Source organism: Pasteurella sp. WM03 (genome assembly GCF_004570945.1).
Lineage (GTDB): Bacteria > Pseudomonadota > Gammaproteobacteria > Enterobacterales > Pasteurellaceae > Rodentibacter.
This window is the reverse complement of sequence record NZ_SPPO01000005.1, coordinates 33,707-51,293: the sequence shown is the minus strand read 5'-3', so window position 1 is coordinate 51,293 and position 17,587 is coordinate 33,707. Positions and strand designations below refer to the sequence as shown.

Below are 17,587 nucleotides of genomic sequence, written 5' to 3'. Positions count from 1 at the left end.
CGTGCAGGAACAATATTTTCCTCCTATCTTTTATTATGAATGAAAACTGCTAAGTTCACGGATATTTTTACTTTTCCATATCGTGTTGTTATGCAGACTAACTTGTGAAATTCTATCATTACAACACTTTTTAATGCTCTTCCGATGCCATCAATGAGGTGTTTCCACCCGCAGCAGTGGTATTATAACTACGAGAAAACTCATTGTATAACATCAATATATCTTGTTCTGTACGCCAATCGACACATTTGAAGATTGATTGACTATTTTCTGCTAACCACAGACGGCGTTCACTCTCAAGTTCGGTCAAATAGATGCCTTTTTGACAATGATCAAGTTTCGTATCAACGCGAATCCCTGCTTTGTTTACCCCTGCCAGTGGATGGTTTGTTTCAACCAACACAGTGAAACCTGCCGTTAGTAATTTGTCTGCTGCAGCTTGAGAAACCGCTAAATCACCATTGAGGATAGCAATCTCACAAGGTAGATAGGAAAGACTGTTGTGTTCTCCGGTTATGCTTTCTAACACAGGGCTGGTTTGTGCAAGACTATGTTCATCACCGAATTGGCTATAGTAACGTGGTGTACGAGTTAAGTGTTGGAGATAAAATTCTCCCCCGGCTTTTGGTCCGGTACCGGATAAACCATGTCCACCAAATGGTTGTACACCAACTACTGCACCGACAATGTTACGGTTAATGTAGAAGTTACCACAGTTAAGGTGTTTTTCCACTAAGTTCATTTGTTTACGAATACGAGTATGACAACCACCGGTAAGTGCATAGCCTTTTGCATTTACGCTATTTAATATATTTACCAAGTCATCTTTACGATAACGAACAATATGAAGAATTGGCCCGAATACTTCTCGTTGTATTTGTTCAAGATTATCCAACATATAAACGGATGGGGCAACGAAATGACCGTTGTCCGGAGTGGATAATTCCGTGTAGTCTCGAGCAATTTTACGCATATTGGCTTGGTGATTGAGTAAGTTTTGTTTTGCGTCTTCATCAATGACCGGGCCAATATCGGTTTCCAGTAAACGAGGATCGCCTATGCTTAACTCTTCCATTGCTTTAGAAATCATTTGGTAGTATTGATCCGCAATTTCTTCTTGTAAGAGTAAAATACGAAGAGCAGAGCAACGCTGACCGGCAGAATCAAAGGCTGAATTTAATACGTCTGCTGCGACTTGTTCCGGCAGGGCGGAGGTGTCTACCACTAATACATTTTGTCCGCCTGTCTCGGCAATCAAAATTGGATCGTTATCAGCGAGGGCTAAACGTTTTTCAATGAGTTTTGCCACCTCTGTTGAGCCTGTAAATACCACCCCATCAAAAGGCTGTTGTACAAGGGCTGCACCAAGATCACCTGCACCTAATACAAGCTGTAAAGCCTCTACCGGCACTCCGGCTTGATGGAGTAGTTTGATTGCGGCATAAGCGATAAGGGAAGTTTGTTCGGCAGGTTTTGCAATCACCGCATTCCCGGCAGCAAGTGAAGCGGCAATTTGTCCCGTGAAAATGGCTAATGGAAAATTCCAAGGTGAAATACAAAGTATCTTACCACGAGCTTCTCCAAGTTGGTTATGATTGGCTAAGTATTCAAGTTGGTTTGCATAATAGCGGAGGAAATCAACGGCTTCACGGAGTTCTGCAATGGCATTTGGCAAGGTTTTTCCAGCTTCGAGTATTGCCAGCTTCATTAGCAAACCATGGTTTTCCTCATAAAGATCGGCAGCGTAGCGTAAAACCTCTGCTTTTTTGACCGCACTTTGGCTATGCCAATGTTGATTGGTTGAAGCATTGAATACTTCCTGTGCTTGTTCCGTTTTTAAGAATTGAACTTCTGCCACGGTCTCACTTAATTTAGCAGGATTTTTTACAATATGAACATCTTGTTGGGTTAGATGTGGTACTGCTGTGATTGAGGTCGCATTTTCAATTTGTGCTTCATTCAATGAACGTTCAAGCTTTTCTAATACTAATTCATTCGTTAAATCAAAGCCTGAGGAATTACGGCGATTGCGAAAGAGCTCAGGTGGCTTGCGTATTAACTGGTTAGGTTCGCCATTTGATTGTGAATAACGTTTCCAAGGTAGGTTAACCAGTTCAGAGACGGGGATATTTTCATCTACTAATTGGTGAACAAAAGAAGAGTTTGCACCATTTTCAAGCAGACGACGAACGAGGTAAGCCAATAAAGTTTCGTGAGTTCCAACAGGAGCATAGACGCGTACTTGGCGGTCAAAATTTTCTTTTCCAACGATATTATCGTAAAGACTTTCTCCCATACCATGTAAGCATTGGAATTCAAATTGCTTGCCTTGTCCTATTTCATAAATTGTACACATCGTGAGCACATTATGCGTGGCAAATTGTGGATAGATAACATCTTGTGCAGCCAATAATTTTTTTGCACAGGCAACATAGGCAATATCCGTGTGATTCTTGCGGGTATAAAGTGGGAAATCGGTTAAACCATCGGTTTGAGCCCATTTGATTTCACTATCCCAATAGGCACCTTTAACCAAGCGGATCATTAAATAACCCTGTTTTTCACGTGCAAGATCAATTAAATAATCCAATACATAAGGACAACGTTTGGAGTAGGCTTGAACAACAAAACCGATCCCCTTGTAGCCTTTGAGTTCTGGCTCATCAAGTAATTTTTCGACCAAATCTAAAGATAGTTCTAGGCGGTTGGCTTCTTCTGCATCAATATTCACACTAATATTATATTTTTGTGCAAGTAAAAAAAGTTGTTTTACTCGTGGGTAAAGCTCATTCATCGTACGGTCATATTTGGCACGATTATATTTAGGGTGAATAGCAGAAAGTTTTACTGAGACACTGTTTCCGTCATAGATCGTACGACCCACAGCATTTTTGCCTACTTCTTCAATAGCGTGAAGGTAGTCGTTGAAGTAGCGATTGGCATCGGTGGCTGTCATTGCCGCCTCACCGAGCATATCAAATGAGAAAGTGAAACCTTTGTTATAGCGAGGTTGCGTGTGTTTGAGGGCCTCTTGCATATTTATACCTGCAACGAATTGCTTACCCATCACTCGCATTGATTTCACCATAACTTGTCGTATGACCGGTGCTGCAAAGCGGGAGAATAAATTGTTTAATCTATGAGAGAGTTGTGCTTCAGTGAGATTTTCACTAATTTTTTTACCGAAGAGCAGACCATAGCTAGCCGCATTGATGAAAAAAGATTTAGCATTCCCCAAATGAGCTTGCCAGTTGCCGTCTTGTAATTTTTCGTAGATGAGTTCATCACGAGTTTTTGCATCAGGAATTCTCAATAAAGCTTCGGCTAAACACATCAACGCAACACCTTCTTCAGAGCTTAAAGAAAATTCTTCCATCAAAGCATCTGCACCATATTGTTTTTGTTTGATATGACGGAGTTTATTGATGAGTTTTGTCGCATTGTCGGTAATGCGTTTTTCTTGTTCTTCAGTAAAATCAAGCGTTGCCATTAATCGGTCAACGGCAGTTTTTTCATCAAGAAGCGTATTTTCGGTAATTGCTCTGCGTGTTGGGCAATAAGTTTTTGAAAGTGAAATAGACATTTGCTCATCCCTTGTTTCTGTTTTGTTACAAGATTATTAATGAAATTTAATTTATTTAAATAAAATGTAAACAAAAGTTTTTTAGATTTGTGAGTAATGTCACAGAAAAAAATAGGGATTTGCCATCTTGTTGAAAAAATCCTCTTATTCAGGAGGAATAAGAGGATTTAAGTAGGATTAAAGATGTTGGTTGATGAAGTTGGCTAACTGACTTTTTGGTAATGCCCCCACTTGTGTTGCAACCACTTCACCGTTTTTCACTAAAAGTAAAGTTGGAATACTGCGTACACCGAACTGACCGGCAACAAGTTGATTTTCATCAACATTGATTTTTACGATTTTCGCTTTGCCGGAAAATTCTGGGGCAAGCTCGTCCAATACTGGGGCAATCATTTTGCAAGGACCACACCAAGGGGCCCAAAAATCAACTAAGACCGGTAGGTCAGAACGTAATACGTCTGCTTCAAATGTTGCATCTGTTGTGTGTAATACTTGGCTCATTTTTATTTCCTTTGTTTGTGAATCATCCCTCTATATAAGGGCATTTTTCTAGGTTACAAGTGAGGTCAGAATATCACGACTTATTCAAAAATACACTTATTAATTTGATTATTGAAAACTAAGAGGGAAAAACAAGATTTTCACAAGGTTTTCCAGATTTTAGCTTATACATATTAGCGAATGTGACATCTGCTATGTTGGTTAAGGCTTCTTCAGTTAAGAATGCTTGGTGGCCTGTAAGCAACACATTATGACATGAAGAAAGGCGGCGAAATACGTCATCTTGAATAACTTCGTTAGATTTATCTTCAAAGAATAAATCACGTTCGTTTTCATAAACATCCATGCCTAATGCGCCAATTTTACGTTGTTTGAGGGCATCAATCGCAGCGGGCGTATCAATAAGAGAACCACGACTTGTATTGATGATCATGACCCCATCTTTCATTTTCGCGAAAGTTTCACGGTTAAGTAAGTGATAGTTTTCCGGTGTAGCAGGGCAATGTAGTGTGATGACATGAGATTTTGCATACAGCTCATCAAGTTCGACATATTTTGCACCAAGTTCTTCCGCTATAGGATTTTTAAAAGGATCATAGGCAAGAATATTCATACCAAATCCTTTTAAAATACGCATGACAGCAATACCGATTTTTCCGCTACCGATAACGCCAACAGTGCGTCCGTACATATTAAATCCGATAAGCCCTTCTAGAGAAAAGTTTGCTTCACGAGTACGTTGATAGGCTCGATGAATGCGGCGGTTAAGTGTCATCATCAGTCCAACTGTATGCTCAGCGACAGCTTCTGGGGAATAAGCCGGGACACGAACAACTTGGATACCAAGGGATTGTGCGGCTTTTAAATCGACATTATTGAAACCCGCACAGCGTAACGCGACGACTTTGACACCAAGTGCGGCTAATTTTTCCAATACTTTTCGACTACCGTCATCATTCACGAAAATACAAACAGCTTCACAATGTTCAGCTAAGCGCGCAGTACTTTCATTCAACATAAAATCAAAAAATTCAAGATCAAAACCGTATTTTGCATTAATTAATTCAAAGTATTTACGGTCATAATTTTTTGTACTGTAAACAGCAATTTTCATATTATCTCCGGGATTTATTTTAAATTTGCAAAGGCTTGAAGCAAATCTGCTTTTATATCTTCAACATCTTCAATCCCTACGGAAAAACGAAGCAAAGTATTCGTAATGCCACGGGCGATACGTTCAGCTTCCGGAATATCCATATGGGTTTGAGTGGCGGGATAAGTGATAAAACTTTCTGTTCCGCCAAGGCTTTCTGCAAAGGTAATAAGTTTGATAGATTTCAAGAAAGTATTAATCCAGCTTTCATCTTTTAAACGGAAAGAAAGCATTCCACCTTTGTTTGGATAAAGAACAGAATCGACCTGAGGTTGGGCGCTTAAAAATTCAGCGATGGCTTGAGCATTTTCTTGATGGCGTTTCATTCTCAAAGAGAGGGTTTTCATTCCACGAATAGTCAGCCATGAATCAAATGGAGAAAGTACCGCACCTGCACCATTTTGAATATAGGCAATTCGCTCACAGAGTGTTTGGCCCTTTGCTACGATCAACCCTACTAAGGCATCGTTATGTCCTGCAATATATTTAGTACCACTGTGAATGACAATGTCTGCGCCTAAATCTAATGGGCGTGAAAGGACAGGCGTTAAAAACGTGTTATCTACTATCAACATTAATTGATGTTTTTTCGCAAGTTTTGCGATTTCCGCAACATCGCATTCTTCCATTAATGGATTGGAAGGGGTTTCAATGAAAATTGCTTTTGTGTTTGGTGTAATAGCCGCTTCGATCTCTTTGACTGAAGCAGTATTAACATAAATTGGTTTGACACTGTTATTATTCTTATAAGAAAAATCCAAAAGGCGATAAGTTCCACCATAAACATCACTGGAAACAATCCATTCATCGGGGGTAGTGAAAAGGCTCATTAATACTTGAATGGCCGCCATACCGGATGAAAATGCAAAACCCTGATCACCATTTTCTAGTTGGGCAATGGTCTGTTCAAGAATAGTACGAGTTGGGTTTTTGGTACGGGTATAATCAAAGCCTGTACTTTCACCAATGCCGTGATGCCCATATGCTGTGGAAAGAAAAATAGGCGTAGAGACCGCGCCAGTACGTTCATCGCTACGATTTCCTGCTTGGGCGAGTAGAGTATCAATTGAGTATTGTTGTGTTGTCATAATATCCTCGAAAATAGTTTTAAAAGTGACCGCACTTTTTATTAAAAAAGAACGAAAGCATTTTGGCACAAAGCCTAAAGTGATAAAAGGAGAAATTAAAAAATAGTAGATGAATTCACTTTTTCGTCATTTATTGTCAATAATTTAAGCGAAGTGAATTTTTTTTAAACGGTTGAGTTTTTTTTTTGAATCTGTAATTGACAGATTTTTAAATTTACGTAAAATGCGCACCACTAACAGCGAATGCGGGAATAGCTCAGTTGGTAGAGCACGACCTTGCCAAGGTCGGGGTCGCGAGTTCGAGCCTCGTTTCCCGCTCCAATTAACGGCGTGTTAGCAAAGCGGTTATGCACTGGATTGCAAATCCATGTAGCTCGGTTCGACTCCGGGACACGCCTCCATAATACGTTGTAAGTTAGTCTTTGCCCGAGTGGTGGAATCGGTAGACACAAGGGATTTAAAATCCCTCGCCTTTCGAGGCGTGCCAGTTCAAGTCTGGCTTCGGGCACCATTTTACAAAATCTCAATTTTGTAAAGAACTCCTTTAAAATCCTATATTTGGGTCGTTAGCTCAGTCGGTAGAGCAGCGGACTTTTAATCCGTTGGTCGAAGGTTCGAATCCTTCACGACCCACCATCTAGCACAAACTGGCGGTAAATTGGCGGTTTGTTTTTCATAGTTTAATTTCCTATATTTTGTAAGTGGCGATAACCGCCAGTCTAGTTTTTAACTGAAATTAATTTTTCTAAAGATTCTCACGGAAAATAAATAAATTTTTTATAAATCATAGTGTTATGGTTAATTAATTTTATTTTATGATCCCTTTTAAGTGTAAAATACTGTAAAAACCTGTAATTTTTACAGTTAAGATCACTATTCTGCCTCTTAGATGATCCCTTTTACTTCAAAGGGTTAACATTATTTCACCCCTGAAATTTAACTGAAAAAATGAAAATTTTTAACGTAAATTCGGCGGGGGAGGAAGTGGATTTTACGTGGCGTGGTGTTTTACGTAAAAAATTTCCGTGGCTATTAAACAATTTTCCTTTTTAAATAAATTTAATTAAGAAGCAATTAGTTAAATTTTCCGTGGTGTGCTCATTGGAAATGAAAATAGGGTCTTGTCATATCACAAAATGATCGTGAGAAGTTGGTATTTGCCAAAAAAGGGCGAAATGCCAAATAAAAAATATAACTTATTGATTTTGAAGAAGGTGAGTGTGGGATAAAGAAGAAGTTGGCATTTGTCTCAAAATACGTTGAGTTGCCAAAATAAAAAACGCCTGCCGGCATATACCAACAAGGCGTTTTCTTGGTTAATCTGTTTGGTTGTTTTTATTCATCTATTCCATCAAGGAGTGAATCATCATTCCATAGCTCCTCAAGATATGCTAAAAATTTTTCCTTATCGTCTTTATCAAAACCTGAAACATCAAATCCTTGTGAACTTGATGTTCTGATTCTGACATCAACATCCTTAAATTTTTCACCAATACGTTTTGGCAATACTTCTTCCAATCTTGCAATCATTTTTTGCTGTCTGGTTATTTTTTTGCTGTCCCGTTCTTTTGTAAAACGAATGTCTAGTTTTTTCATAGTTTTCCCTTTTGTCACTGTTTTTATGAACAGTATTTTAAGGGGTAAAAAATCACTGTCAAGATACACAGTGATTTGCTTGTTTATTCAATGATCGGGGTAAGTTTACTTTTGATTTTCTGTGCTGTTGATGATTGATTATTAAATATTGAGGCTTGATTTGGCTGAGGTGAGCCACCATGCGTGTGTGTTGCCAATGTACTTGCTATCTCTCCCAAGAGTTGAATCGTATCTTCTAATAATCTAAAAATGTTTTGCCCCTCTGATCCCATTGTTAAAACCCACTAAAACAACGAAACAAAAATCAAATAGGGATTTAGCGGAATTTTACGGACGTAAGTGGGCGGAAGTATTGAGAAATGGGGCTTTGCGGTGCATTGCCCCATTTTAATTAGAAAGAAACCAAAAATGATGAATTGCGAAAAATTGGCGGGAAATGACCGCTTGAGCCATTAAAACTGCGAAAATATAAAGCACGTTTAAAAGTGTTTAAGCGGCGTTTAAATTATCCTTAAATGACTTCGCCTCTTCTTTTTTCTCTTGCAGGCTTGCCATAGATTCAGCCGTTGTCAGAATTGCCACACGCCCCTCTTCGCTTGCTTTACGGAAACATTGCACAAGGTGACGTTCTATGTTGTTAAACGACTCGTCAGGCTTTTGGTTGCCGATATTTAACAAGGCATCTTCAATAAGCCTTATGGCTTGCATTAATTCATCTCTATTTCCGTCATTCCCTTTAAGTAAAGTTGCTTTAATATCTAAACCAATCTCCCTTCCTGTTGGCGTGGTTACGATAAAATCATCACGAGTTTTTGATGGAGATTCGGGCAACTTGAATTTAAAGCCTAACTCTTGCTGTACATCTTCTGGTAAAGAGCTGTAATGGTACTCAAAAGCAATTCCTCTCTTACCCTCTACTTGTCTTTTAACCCACTGATTTTTAGTCGCTCGCCTTGTCACATTAGAAGGTTGATTCGGTAGTCCTCCTATTCCAGCTAATTCAAAAGCAGTAAACCATTCTTTCTTAGATGAATTCATAAAACCCCCTTGTAAACTCCTTTTGAATTCAAAATTATTAAAAATAAATTCCCTCATAAATCAAATAGATATATAAAATTCCCAAGATTTTAATAAATTCATTTGAATTCTTATATTGATTTCACAATGAATTCACTATATTATCTGCTCATAGTTAAGCGATTTACACTGCTTGCGTACTTTTCAAAACTAACTTTTAAGGATCTCACAAAATGACTAGGAATAAAAGAGTCAGCGATATGAGCAATCACGAAATTCGTGGAGAACTGATGAAACGAGGTAAAACATTCGCTCAGTTAGGGATTGAAAATGGATTGGCTAAAACAACGATTCGGAATGCATTGTTCCGCATAGCGTGCTGCCCAAATTTCTTGAGGAGTGACGCCAATCGCTTCAGCGATAATCTTTTCCCCTTTCGGATAACTTACCCGCAACGCATTTTTCAGCGTGGAGGGGGCAAGTCCCGATTTCACAGAAAGCGAATGCAATGTGATATTTCGCTCGTGCAGCTCATATACAATGCGTTTTCGGCTCCAATCTTTTTTCTGCATAAATCTCTCCCTGCATTTAATTTAAACTTGCTTTAGGTTAAACTTAGGTGTAAATCCTTAGCGTTACCCGTTGGATTAAGTATAGTTTAAGTTAAACCATTAGATTAAGTCAGGAAGATTAAATTAAAAAATTGAACATTTTTTATTTAAATTTTATAACTATTTGATATTTAAGGAATTAAGTCTCATTTATTTAAAATAATCTTAACTTAATCCGAGATTAAGTTAGGAGTTTTTAAAATGATCCAAGAATGGTACGAGCTGAAAAAGATCACTGGTATAGGAGGTCTGCCTACAACAGTTCAAGGAATTACCAAAAAGGCTAAGTTAGAAAATTGGAAAAGAAGACGTGTGGCCAGCGTTAAAGGTAACGTGTTTGAGTATTATGTGGGCGATATGCCGCCAAGCGTGCAAGCGGCGTTAGGAGTTGAGGTGGTTAAGCCAACTGAGCCAAACCAACTGAGCCAAACCAAGGCGATGTGATTATTCGCACGGCAGAAGGCGATGTAAGCGTTGATATGAAGACACGTGGGCTGAAACCGACTGTGGTGCAGCAAGCCCTTGAGGTGATTGAACAGGCGTTAAGCAATGTCAATAAAGCCCCCAGCGATGAGTTAAACAACATTGAGTGGCATTTGGTGAGGTGCTTTCGTAAAGCCAGCGAGGAGGGTAAAGAGGCGATACTTTCCACCGCCGAAACAATGGCAACGCTGCAAGAGAAAAAAGAAGAGGCGAAGTCATTTAAGGATAATTTAAACGCCGCTTAAACGCTTTTAAACGTGTTTTATATTTTCGCAGTTTTAATGGCTTAAGCGGTCATTTCCCGCCAATTTTTCGCAATTCATCATTTTTGGTTTTCTTTTCAATAAAAAAGGGCAACGCACCGCAAAGCCCCTTTTTTCAATACTTCCGCCCACTTACGTCCGTAAAATTCCGCCAAATTCCTATTTCTTTTTTGTTTCGTTGTTTTAATGGGTTTTAACACCGGAAACTTCATCAGAGATGATCTCACGCCCAGATTTAGATGTGCTACCGACTAAAATGGGGATTCCGCTATATAACAAAGCACAAGATCGGGCTTGTTATATGCCAAAACGGGATTGCATTGTGATGCCGGATTTTGAAAAGTTTCACTCTGCCGATGATTACTATGCCACCTTACTACATGAATGTGGCCACGCAACTGGGCATAAAGACCGACTGAATCGAGAGGGGATTGTCAATTTTGATAAATTTGGTTCTGAACGTTACGCCTTTGAAGAATTAATTGCCGAACTAACCAGCGCATTTACTTGCGCACATATGAATGTTTGCAACAATATTTCGCAAAATGCGGCGTATATAGAGCATTGGGTTCAATCATTGAAATCCGATAAGAAAGCGATTTTTCGTGCATCATCACAAGCACGGGAAGCAACGCAATATTTGATTGATAAATTCAATCAAGAAACGCGTCTTGCCGCTTAAGGTTTTATTTACCCTAACAGGGATACATTATCCCTGTGGGCATAGTGTATCCCTTCTATTTTTAACTTAATAGGAGATTACACTATACCAAATTGGTGTCAAAATGTACTGATTATTGAATGTTTTGATGAGCAACGGGCGCTATTTTGTAAAAAGCTCTTTTCACTTGATGAAAGAAGTCAATATTATCTTGATTTTGGTCAATTAGTGACGATGCCCGAAGCATTATTAAAGACAACTTCGACTTTTAATGAGCACTACAAATTGCTCCAAATGAATGTTCACAAGCGATTTTCAGCTAAGTTAATTAAGCAATTTATCAAGAAAAGCGAACAGAAACGGATACGGCGGTTAGCTAACAATGTCATTGGACAATTGAACATTTTGTATCCTGGCTGGAAAAACGACCAAATGAGCAGAGAATCCTAAACTTTGATGTTGCTTTAGCCAAACAGCATGTTGAGAACCTTACTCAATATGGTGCAACAGACTGGTATCAGTGGAGCTTGGTTAATTGGGGTTGTAAATGGAATGCGAATACTGATAATTGCTTTGTCGATATTGACGATGGACGAGGAATTGTTTGTGAGTTCGATACACCTTGGAATCCACCGGAAGAATGGTTCGCAACACTTTGTGAAACTTTCCCAAATTATCAAATGCGACTTGCCTATTTTGAGCCGGGAATGTGGTTTGCCGGTGAACTGATTTCAGATACGCAAGGCGGTTATTATTCAAGCCCGATTGAAGATGATTCAGAAATGAAAGCATTTATTTTTCGGGAATTTGGTTGGGATTTTAGCGAAGAGGAAGAGTAAATTCTCATCCGGTTAAGACAGCCAAGACGTGGTCAAATTTTATTTGACGGTATTTTTCATCCCATAGGGACAAGTTCCCTATGGAAACTTGCTCCCTATTCAGTCATTGATAAGGAGCAATCCATAATGGATTTCGAACAAAAATTTACCACACTTTTTAAATCAATTGTGCCTCATTACCGGCGTTCAGAGGTATTTTACGACTTCATCACCATTTTGGTGACTTGAATTTTATCTGGTTTTGTATGGTGAGTCAGCGGATGAGGCGCTAAAACAGCGTTATCAGACGGCTTTAGGTCACTACACAGATGACGAAAAGCAAAAGTTAGTTGAGCTGAGTGTGATTGTCGTAGAAGCCCTTGAAAACAAGACCTATGATTTTTTAGGTTCGGTGTTTATGGTCTTAGAGCTCGGCGATTAGATATAAAGCACAGCATTTCACACCGAGTTATGTTGCGCAAGCAATGGCTACGATGACATTATCCAATTGTCATGAGTTAATTCAACAACGTGGATTTATCACGTTGCAAGAGCCAACGTGTGGCTCCGGTGTGATGATTATAGAATCCTATAATTATTTACGTCGAGAGTCATTTAATCCTCAGCAACAGATGTGGGTACAAGCTCGAGATTTGGATTTTACCGCTGCGATGATGTGTTATATTCAGATGACTCTTTTACACATACCGGGCGAAGTGATAATTGGGGATACCCTAAAAAATGAGGTTCATCATCATTTATACACAACAGCTCATCTATGGGGGAACTGGAACAATAAATTAGTATGCGCAGATTTAGATACTGAACCAGAAATTCAACAAATTGAATCTGAACCAGTAGAGGAATTGCCTGAAATTGATTGGGAAAGTGAACCGATGTTTTATTAAAAATCAAATACACGCTATTTAGTGCAAAAAGCCTAGTGGATTTTAATTCACTAGGCTTTATTTTATATACTCTCTATTATAGATACCTTTTAATTTTGCTACAGTTGATTTTGATAGATTGTAATTTTGCATGACAACGCTAATGGAATGACCTGATTTAAAATCTTTGTAGATTTTATGGCGTATTTTTTCCGTTACTTTAGGAGGTCGTCCGCCCAATGCTTTTTTATTACCTGAAGTAAGTTTAGCTCGTTTGCCTTCTTGAGTGCGTTCAACAATAAAACTTCTTTCCAGTTCTGCAAAAATGCCTAATAACTGAATTAATGCTGTTCCCATAGGATTATCTTGTTTTCGGGTATCTATTCCTTGCTGTATTGCAATAAACCCAACATTTTTCTTTTTAAAGATTTCAAAACTTTTTGGACTAGCCTCTAAGACTTGTCTAAAAACTTACACTTTAGTGTTTTTTAGACTGTCTAAAAATGTTACTCAAAGTTTCTAGACCAAATAGTAGATATTTAACTCAATATCGTCATTAAAAATTTATTTTTATCTTTAAGAGAGTTTCTAGGTAACGCTACTAGGCTGTAAACGGTATATTTAGTAGCAAAAATCTGGAACAATAATAGAAACTATGAAATATCGCCAATTTCTCATTTTATGCGTTACAGTAATTCAAGGCATTGAAGTTGAAGCAAATATACGGAATCCACATGAGGGTGGGATTTGTCATGTTGAGGCTGAATATTATTATCCCGGCGTGTGGGAGAGATATAGTGAGAATGAGTTGATTTGTAATTATTGGAAATTTTTAAGTGAAGATGATAAACAAGCCCTGGAATCAGAGTTAAATGATTATCATAGTAATGAGACAGATGATAAGGTAGATGAAGTTGATAATAGCGATTATGATACTTTAGATGAAATGGATGGGAAATAGGAACACTAAAAAAGCCAAAAGGCTATTAAGGGGGCCCTGAAGGGCCAATAAGGGGAATAATTCAAGGGTAACCTTTCCAAGGGGAAAGGTCTTACCCGAAAAGGCCAAAGGGCTAAAGGGCCTTTGTCTTGCTTATTCACATTTTATAGGGTCTGTAATGTTTAAATCACTAGTACAAATTTTCAAGTCAAAACCAACCGTATCTCATCAAGCCAAGACCGATAATCCATTATTGAGGCAGGATCTAGACGGTTGGATTATTCCGTATTCAGCATCAGAATTACTCAATACTGAACTGAGCCAACACTATTTAGACTTATTGCAGCAATAATCGTCAAATTCCCAAAGTGTTTGTTTTTCTTTGCGCCATAGGGTTTTACCTTGCGGATTAAGAAGAGCAAGTACTTGTCCATTCGGTTGGCAGATGGCATAGCAGGTTTCCTGCTTCCATTCAATGAAGTTACCGTCAATCGTCTGTTTAAGTTGCTGGTAGTGGTCTTGTTGAGCAATCAGTTCAAATCCGTTAAATACGGAGTGCCGTTCGTTAACAATTTCATCGTTTTTGAAAGTTCGAGTGAAAGCGATTTGGTCGCCGTCCCATAGGTATTCAATGCGTAGCTGCTGCTGTGGACATTCTTTTAAAATCCGTCTGCCTAGGGCGTCATATTTATAATACCAGACTTCGCCTTTTGGGGTAGTAAGTCCGACCAGTTCGTTTTTGCCGTTCCAGCGGTAGTGGGTTTGTTGTTTTCTGAAGCCGTCTCTAATTTCTGTTTTTTGGGTGAGTCTGCCTGCGTTGCCGTATTCGTAGTAATGCTCGTTTAAGCGGTGGAGTTTATGCCCTTTTTGGTAAATATCCTGATGTGGGACAATTTGCCGCTGTGCCTGATATTCGGGGTGGTGTGGGTTTTGGATTAAGCCATAGGTTTCACTGCCTATATGACGTTGGGTGAGGTAGCCACATTCGTCATAGGCGTAGCGTTCTTGTTCGCGGTTTTGGTTGTGAACTTGGGTAATTTGGTTGTTGCGGTTGAGGGTGAAAAAGTGGTGTTCGCCCTTGTCTTTGCTTTCAAGGGTGTTCAGTGCTTTGTCATAACGGTAATGTTGATTGACTTCGGCAAAACTTGGGGCATCAATGCCGGTGGCACGCAGTTCGTCTTTGTCAAAAAACTGTGAGGGTTCCCAACCCGCTCGCTGTTGAATGAGGCAATCCATTTCATCAAAGCGTTGTTTGAGGATAAACCCTTGTGGGGAAGTGCGGTTAATTTCATTGCCGTTTTGGTCGTATTGGAAAAATAATGCGTGTTTTTGACCGCTTATTTACTAATTTTATAGAATGAATTGTTAAAGAGCGAATAATGATTTTCTTTTTACCTAAACGGCTCTGCTAATCTACTCGTTAAAGGGCGTAGTTTTTCGCGGTCATCCCATAAATCGGGAAAAACTTCAAATTTCATATCATCTCGGTTAATGCCCGTTTCAAAATAACGAATAAGCCTTTCAATGATTGCCTCACCCCAAGCCCAATCTAGTTCATATTTTTCTAATATTTCTCGATCTTTTTTCACACTAAGATTATGTTTTACAATTGGGGCATCATAGCCTGTAAAATAATTATTACCTAAATCTACCAGCTTTCCTCCTAGCCCATATACATTTTCTTTCTTTCCTCTAAAATATGGATCTGTTGGATCATAGGACACAATCCAAAATCTCTCATAGGGTTTCATAGATGGGATCACTTTTTTTAATTTTTTAACGGCAAATTTTTTTTCAACATAACTCGTCATTACAAAAACTTCAAATAAAATTGGAAGTTGATTTAAATCTAGCCCTTCGTTCCAGTTATCTACGTTTTCTGATTTTATATCAAAAAAGCGTACAATTTGGCTTTCCATACGTTGGGCTACTGTATATAAATTTTCTTTTAATTGATACACTAATACATCACCTTGTTTACTTCTTATTCTATTCATTATTTTTTACCACATATTCTACCGTTATTTTTTAGATGTTTATCTGCAGCATCTAGATAAATATCTCGTCTTTTATTATTAATTCCTACTGGATTTTGTTTATTTGCTGTTTGATTTAAACCTCCAGCTTGTTCAAAATACCGTTGCTCTAATCCCCTTGCAATGTCTTTACCTTCTTGACCGTAACCTCGATATAAAATTCTTGGAGGTTCACCACCGAATCGTTCAAAGTTAGAATTGTAACGATAGTTTAATACCTTTTGTGCATTTGACATTTGATTACCTTGCATACTCGCATAGCCAATATAAGGCTTACCTGTTTTAATATCAAAACCACGATAAGTAATATGAGTTGCCTTCGCAGGATTACCTACCAATCCAAGCGGATCAATCCAATCATATGAATTCAAAGTATATAGATAAGGATTATTACCACCTAATAATCCAATCGGATCGGAATTTAGGTAACAAGCCATTTCAGGATCATAATACCTAAACCTGTTATACGCCAACCCACTTTCTTCATCGTAGTATTGCCCTGCAAAAAGTAAATTCGGATCTAATTGTGAATTTCGGCGGTAGTCGCTGAAAGGCAGTCCCCACAGGCTCTTATTCTGTGGTCTCCAACTTAATTTACCATTAGGGGCAAGCAGCCTTAATACCTTGCCGTTTGGCTGAACAATCGCATAATTAGTCTCCTGCTTCCATTCAACAATATTGCCATCAATCTTTTGTTTAAGTTGTTGATAGCGGTCTTGTTGGGCAATCAGTTCAAAGCCATTAAATACGGAGTGGCGTTCACTGACAATTTCATCGTTTTTGAACGTTCGAGTAAAAGCAAGCTGGTCGCCGTCCCATAGGTATTCAATGCGTAGCTGCTGTTGTGGGCATTCTTTTAAAATCCGTCTGCCTAGGGCGTCATAATTTATAATACCACACTTCGCCGTTTGGGGTAGTGATGCTGACCAGTTCGTTTTTGCCGTTCCAGCGGTAGTGGGTTTGTTGTTTTCGGAAGCCGTCTCTAATTTCCGTTTTTGGGGTGAGTCTGCCTGCTTTGTCGTATTCGTAGTAATGCTCGTTTAAGCGGTGGAGTTTATGCCCTTTTTGGTAAATATCCTGATGTGGGATGATTTGCCGTTGTGCGTGAAATTCAGGATGGTGTGGGTTTTGAATTAAGCCATAATTTTCATGTCCTACGTGGCGTTGGGTGAGGTAGCCACATTCATCATAGGAATAGCGTTCTTGTTCACGGTTTTGGTTGTGAACAGAGGTGATTTGGTTGTTTCGGTTTAGGGTGAAAAAGTGCTGTTCGCCTTTGTCCTTGGTTTCAAGGGTATTCAGAGCCTTGTCATAGCGGTAATGTTGATTGACCTCGGCAAAACTTGGGGCGTCAATCCCGGTGGCTCGCAATTCGTCTTTGTCAAAAAACTGTGTCGGCTCCCAACCTGCCCGCTGTTGGACGAGGCAATCCATCGTATCATAGCGTTGTTTGAGGATAAACCCTTGTGGGGAAGTGCGGTCGGTTTCATTACCGTTTTGGTCGTATTGGAAAAACAATTGGTTTTTTTGACCGCTTGTATCCGTTGTGTCCGGCAAGTTCAGTTCAATTAATTCCCCGAGACTATTGTACTTAAATTGCGTGATGATAGGCTCATCTTTCCCCTCAATATAGAGCGTTCTTGTGAGAGTTTGGGCTTCATCATAAGTGCGCTCAATTCGGTGGCCGTTTTGGGTTTCTTTGATGAGTCGGTCATTAAGGTCGTAGTCAAAGGTTTGTCGGCTATACAGACTTTGAATAGCGGTCACTCTGCCGAGGTTATCGTATTCGTAAAAATAGCTGTCGTCAGTCGTGATAAGGTGAATTAAGCGATAACCTGCGTCATAGTCGTAATGGGTAACGTTCCCCTCACCATCGGTCAGGCTTTTGAGTGTGCCGTTGTCGTTGTAGCAATCCCAGTGGTTATCGGCGAAGGATAGAGCGGTCAGATT

20 protein-coding genes, 4 tRNA genes and 2 pseudogenes are annotated in these 17,587 nt (G+C 39.1%); 13 read left to right on the top strand and 13 right to left on the bottom strand.

Annotation, left to right across the window (positions count from 1 at the left end; all coding sequences use genetic code 11):
* Nucleotides 1-130: 130 nt before the first annotated feature.
* From putA to E4T92_RS06445, 4 genes are all read right to left on the bottom strand, one after another.
* Nucleotides 131-3,583 carry a bifunctional proline dehydrogenase/L-glutamate gamma-semialdehyde dehydrogenase PutA gene (gene putA / locus E4T92_RS06460; protein WP_135093900.1) on the bottom strand — a complete coding sequence of 1,151 codons (3,453 nt, stop codon included), beginning with the start codon at nt 3,581-3,583 and terminating at the stop codon, nt 131-133.
* 177 nt (nt 3,584-3,760) lie between these two features.
* A complete protein-coding gene (gene trxA, locus E4T92_RS06455; protein WP_077542622.1) occupies nt 3,761-4,084 on the bottom strand; it encodes a thioredoxin TrxA in 324 nt (107 codons plus the stop codon).
* 118 nt (nt 4,085-4,202) lie between these two features.
* Nucleotides 4,203-5,198: a 2-hydroxyacid dehydrogenase gene (locus E4T92_RS06450; protein ID WP_077542623.1), complete on the bottom strand. Its 996-nt coding sequence runs from the start codon at nt 5,196-5,198 to the stop codon at nt 4,203-4,205.
* A 14-nt stretch (nt 5,199-5,212) separates the two neighbouring features.
* Nucleotides 5,213-6,325: a methionine biosynthesis PLP-dependent protein gene (locus E4T92_RS06445; RefSeq protein ID WP_135093899.1), complete on the bottom strand. Its 1,113-nt coding sequence runs from the start codon at nt 6,323-6,325 to the stop codon at nt 5,213-5,215.
* 245 nt (nt 6,326-6,570) lie between these two features.
* Between E4T92_RS06445 and E4T92_RS06440 the strand changes: the two genes are divergently transcribed.
* The 4 genes from E4T92_RS06440 (at nt 6,571) to E4T92_RS06425 (ending at nt 6,961) form a co-directional block, all read left to right on the top strand.
* Nucleotides 6,571-6,646: transfer RNA gene (locus E4T92_RS06440), tRNA-Gly, on the top strand.
* A 6-nt stretch (nt 6,647-6,652) separates the two neighbouring features.
* Nucleotides 6,653-6,726 (top strand) — tRNA-Cys (locus E4T92_RS06435).
* Nucleotides 6,727-6,749: 23 nt separating this feature from the next.
* A tRNA-Leu gene (locus tag E4T92_RS06430) sits at nt 6,750-6,836 on the top strand.
* 49 nt (nt 6,837-6,885) lie between these two features.
* Nucleotides 6,886-6,961: transfer RNA gene (locus E4T92_RS06425), tRNA-Lys, on the top strand.
* A 699-nt stretch (nt 6,962-7,660) separates the two neighbouring features.
* Here E4T92_RS06425 and E4T92_RS06420 read toward each other — a convergent pair.
* The 3 genes and pseudogenes from E4T92_RS06420 to E4T92_RS06410 form a co-directional block, all read right to left on the bottom strand.
* Complete coding sequence (locus E4T92_RS06420) at nt 7,661-7,921, bottom strand: DinI-like family protein (RefSeq protein ID WP_135093898.1); 261 nt, start codon at nt 7,919-7,921, stop codon at nt 7,661-7,663.
* Nucleotides 7,922-8,004: 83 nt separating this feature from the next.
* Nucleotides 8,005-8,190 (bottom strand): annotated as a pseudogene (locus tag E4T92_RS06415) (hypothetical protein); the annotation flags it as partial.
* Nucleotides 8,191-8,410: 220 nt separating this feature from the next.
* Nucleotides 8,411-8,959 carry a DNA-binding protein gene (locus E4T92_RS06410; protein ID WP_135093897.1) on the bottom strand — a complete coding sequence of 183 codons (549 nt, stop codon included), beginning with the start codon at nt 8,957-8,959 and terminating at the stop codon, nt 8,411-8,413.
* 212 nt (nt 8,960-9,171) lie between these two features.
* Between E4T92_RS06410 and E4T92_RS11260 the strand changes: the two are divergent.
* A pseudogene (locus E4T92_RS11260) lies at nt 9,172-9,303 on the top strand (transcriptional regulator); the annotation flags it as partial.
* On the opposite strand, the gene E4T92_RS06400 reads toward E4T92_RS11260, so the two are convergent.
* Entirely contained in the window at nt 9,256-9,510 is a 255-nt protein-coding gene (locus tag E4T92_RS06400; protein ID WP_135093896.1) for a helix-turn-helix domain-containing protein, read from the bottom strand. The pseudogene E4T92_RS11260 and the gene E4T92_RS06400 overlap by 48 nt on opposite strands.
* Nucleotides 9,511-9,750: 240 nt before the next feature.
* On the opposite strand from E4T92_RS06400, the gene E4T92_RS06395 reads away from it, so the two are divergent.
* The 6 genes from E4T92_RS06395 to E4T92_RS11250 all read left to right on the top strand — a co-directional run bounded on the left by E4T92_RS06395 (nt 9,751) and on the right by E4T92_RS11250 (nt 12,682).
* Nucleotides 9,751-9,993: a DNA-binding protein gene (locus tag E4T92_RS06395; protein WP_194199158.1), complete on the top strand. Its 243-nt coding sequence runs from the start codon at nt 9,751-9,753 to the stop codon at nt 9,991-9,993.
* Nucleotides 9,990-10,277, top strand: a complete 288-nt coding sequence (locus E4T92_RS06390; RefSeq protein WP_135093895.1) for a hypothetical protein — start codon at nt 9,990-9,992, stop codon at nt 10,275-10,277. The genes E4T92_RS06395 and E4T92_RS06390 overlap by 4 nt, the downstream gene beginning before the upstream one ends.
* A gap of 235 nt (nt 10,278-10,512) precedes the next feature.
* A complete protein-coding gene (locus tag E4T92_RS06385) occupies nt 10,513-10,977 on the top strand; it encodes a zincin-like metallopeptidase domain-containing protein (RefSeq protein WP_228063569.1) in 465 nt (154 codons plus the stop codon).
* Nucleotides 10,978-11,483: 506 nt separating this feature from the next.
* Nucleotides 11,484-11,795 (top strand): hypothetical protein, encoded by a 312-nt coding sequence (locus tag E4T92_RS06380; protein WP_135093894.1) that lies wholly within the window; start codon nt 11,484-11,486, stop codon nt 11,793-11,795.
* A gap of 241 nt (nt 11,796-12,036) precedes the next feature.
* Complete coding sequence (locus E4T92_RS11255) at nt 12,037-12,216, top strand: hypothetical protein (RefSeq protein WP_228063568.1); 180 nt, start codon at nt 12,037-12,039, stop codon at nt 12,214-12,216.
* Nucleotides 12,217-12,268: 52 nt separating this feature from the next.
* Nucleotides 12,269-12,682 carry an N-6 DNA methylase gene (locus E4T92_RS11250; RefSeq protein WP_245232436.1) on the top strand — a complete coding sequence of 138 codons (414 nt, stop codon included), beginning with the start codon at nt 12,269-12,271 and terminating at the stop codon, nt 12,680-12,682.
* A gap of 57 nt (nt 12,683-12,739) precedes the next feature.
* Here the strand turns inward: E4T92_RS11250 and E4T92_RS06370 are convergent, their stop codons facing one another.
* The gene (locus E4T92_RS06370) at nt 12,740-13,090 is read right to left on the bottom strand and encodes a recombinase family protein (protein WP_280740599.1); all 351 of its coding nucleotides are present in this window, start codon (nt 13,088-13,090) and stop codon (nt 12,740-12,742) included.
* Nucleotides 13,091-13,316: 226 nt separating this feature from the next.
* Between E4T92_RS06370 and E4T92_RS06365 the strand changes: the two genes are divergently transcribed.
* Both E4T92_RS06365 and E4T92_RS11075 read left to right on the top strand, forming a co-directional pair.
* Nucleotides 13,317-13,622 carry a hypothetical protein gene (locus E4T92_RS06365; RefSeq protein ID WP_135093893.1) on the top strand — a complete coding sequence of 102 codons (306 nt, stop codon included), beginning with the start codon at nt 13,317-13,319 and terminating at the stop codon, nt 13,620-13,622.
* Nucleotides 13,623-13,779: 157 nt separating this feature from the next.
* Entirely contained in the window at nt 13,780-13,953 is a 174-nt protein-coding gene (locus tag E4T92_RS11075; protein WP_167754024.1) for a hypothetical protein, read from the top strand.
* Here the strand turns inward: E4T92_RS11075 and E4T92_RS06360 are convergent.
* The 4 genes from E4T92_RS06360 to E4T92_RS11240 all read right to left on the bottom strand — a co-directional run bounded on the left by E4T92_RS06360 (nt 13,929) and on the right by E4T92_RS11240 (nt 17,404).
* Complete coding sequence (locus E4T92_RS06360; protein WP_135093892.1) at nt 13,929-14,837, bottom strand: hypothetical protein; 909 nt, start codon at nt 14,835-14,837, stop codon at nt 13,929-13,931. The two genes, E4T92_RS11075 and E4T92_RS06360, sit on opposite strands and share 25 nt — an antisense overlap.
* Nucleotides 14,838-14,992: 155 nt before the next feature.
* The gene (locus E4T92_RS06355) at nt 14,993-15,598 is read right to left on the bottom strand and encodes a hypothetical protein (protein WP_209307347.1); all 606 of its coding nucleotides are present in this window, start codon (nt 15,596-15,598) and stop codon (nt 14,993-14,995) included.
* The gene (locus E4T92_RS11325; RefSeq protein WP_135093891.1) at nt 15,598-16,194 is read right to left on the bottom strand and encodes an RHS repeat-associated core domain-containing protein; all 597 of its coding nucleotides are present in this window, start codon (nt 16,192-16,194) and stop codon (nt 15,598-15,600) included. The genes E4T92_RS06355 and E4T92_RS11325 overlap by 1 nt, the downstream gene beginning before the upstream one ends.
* A 322-nt stretch (nt 16,195-16,516) precedes the next feature.
* A complete protein-coding gene (locus tag E4T92_RS11240; RefSeq protein WP_135093890.1) occupies nt 16,517-17,404 on the bottom strand; it encodes a hypothetical protein in 888 nt (295 codons plus the stop codon).
* Nucleotides 17,405-17,587 lie beyond the last annotated feature (183 nt).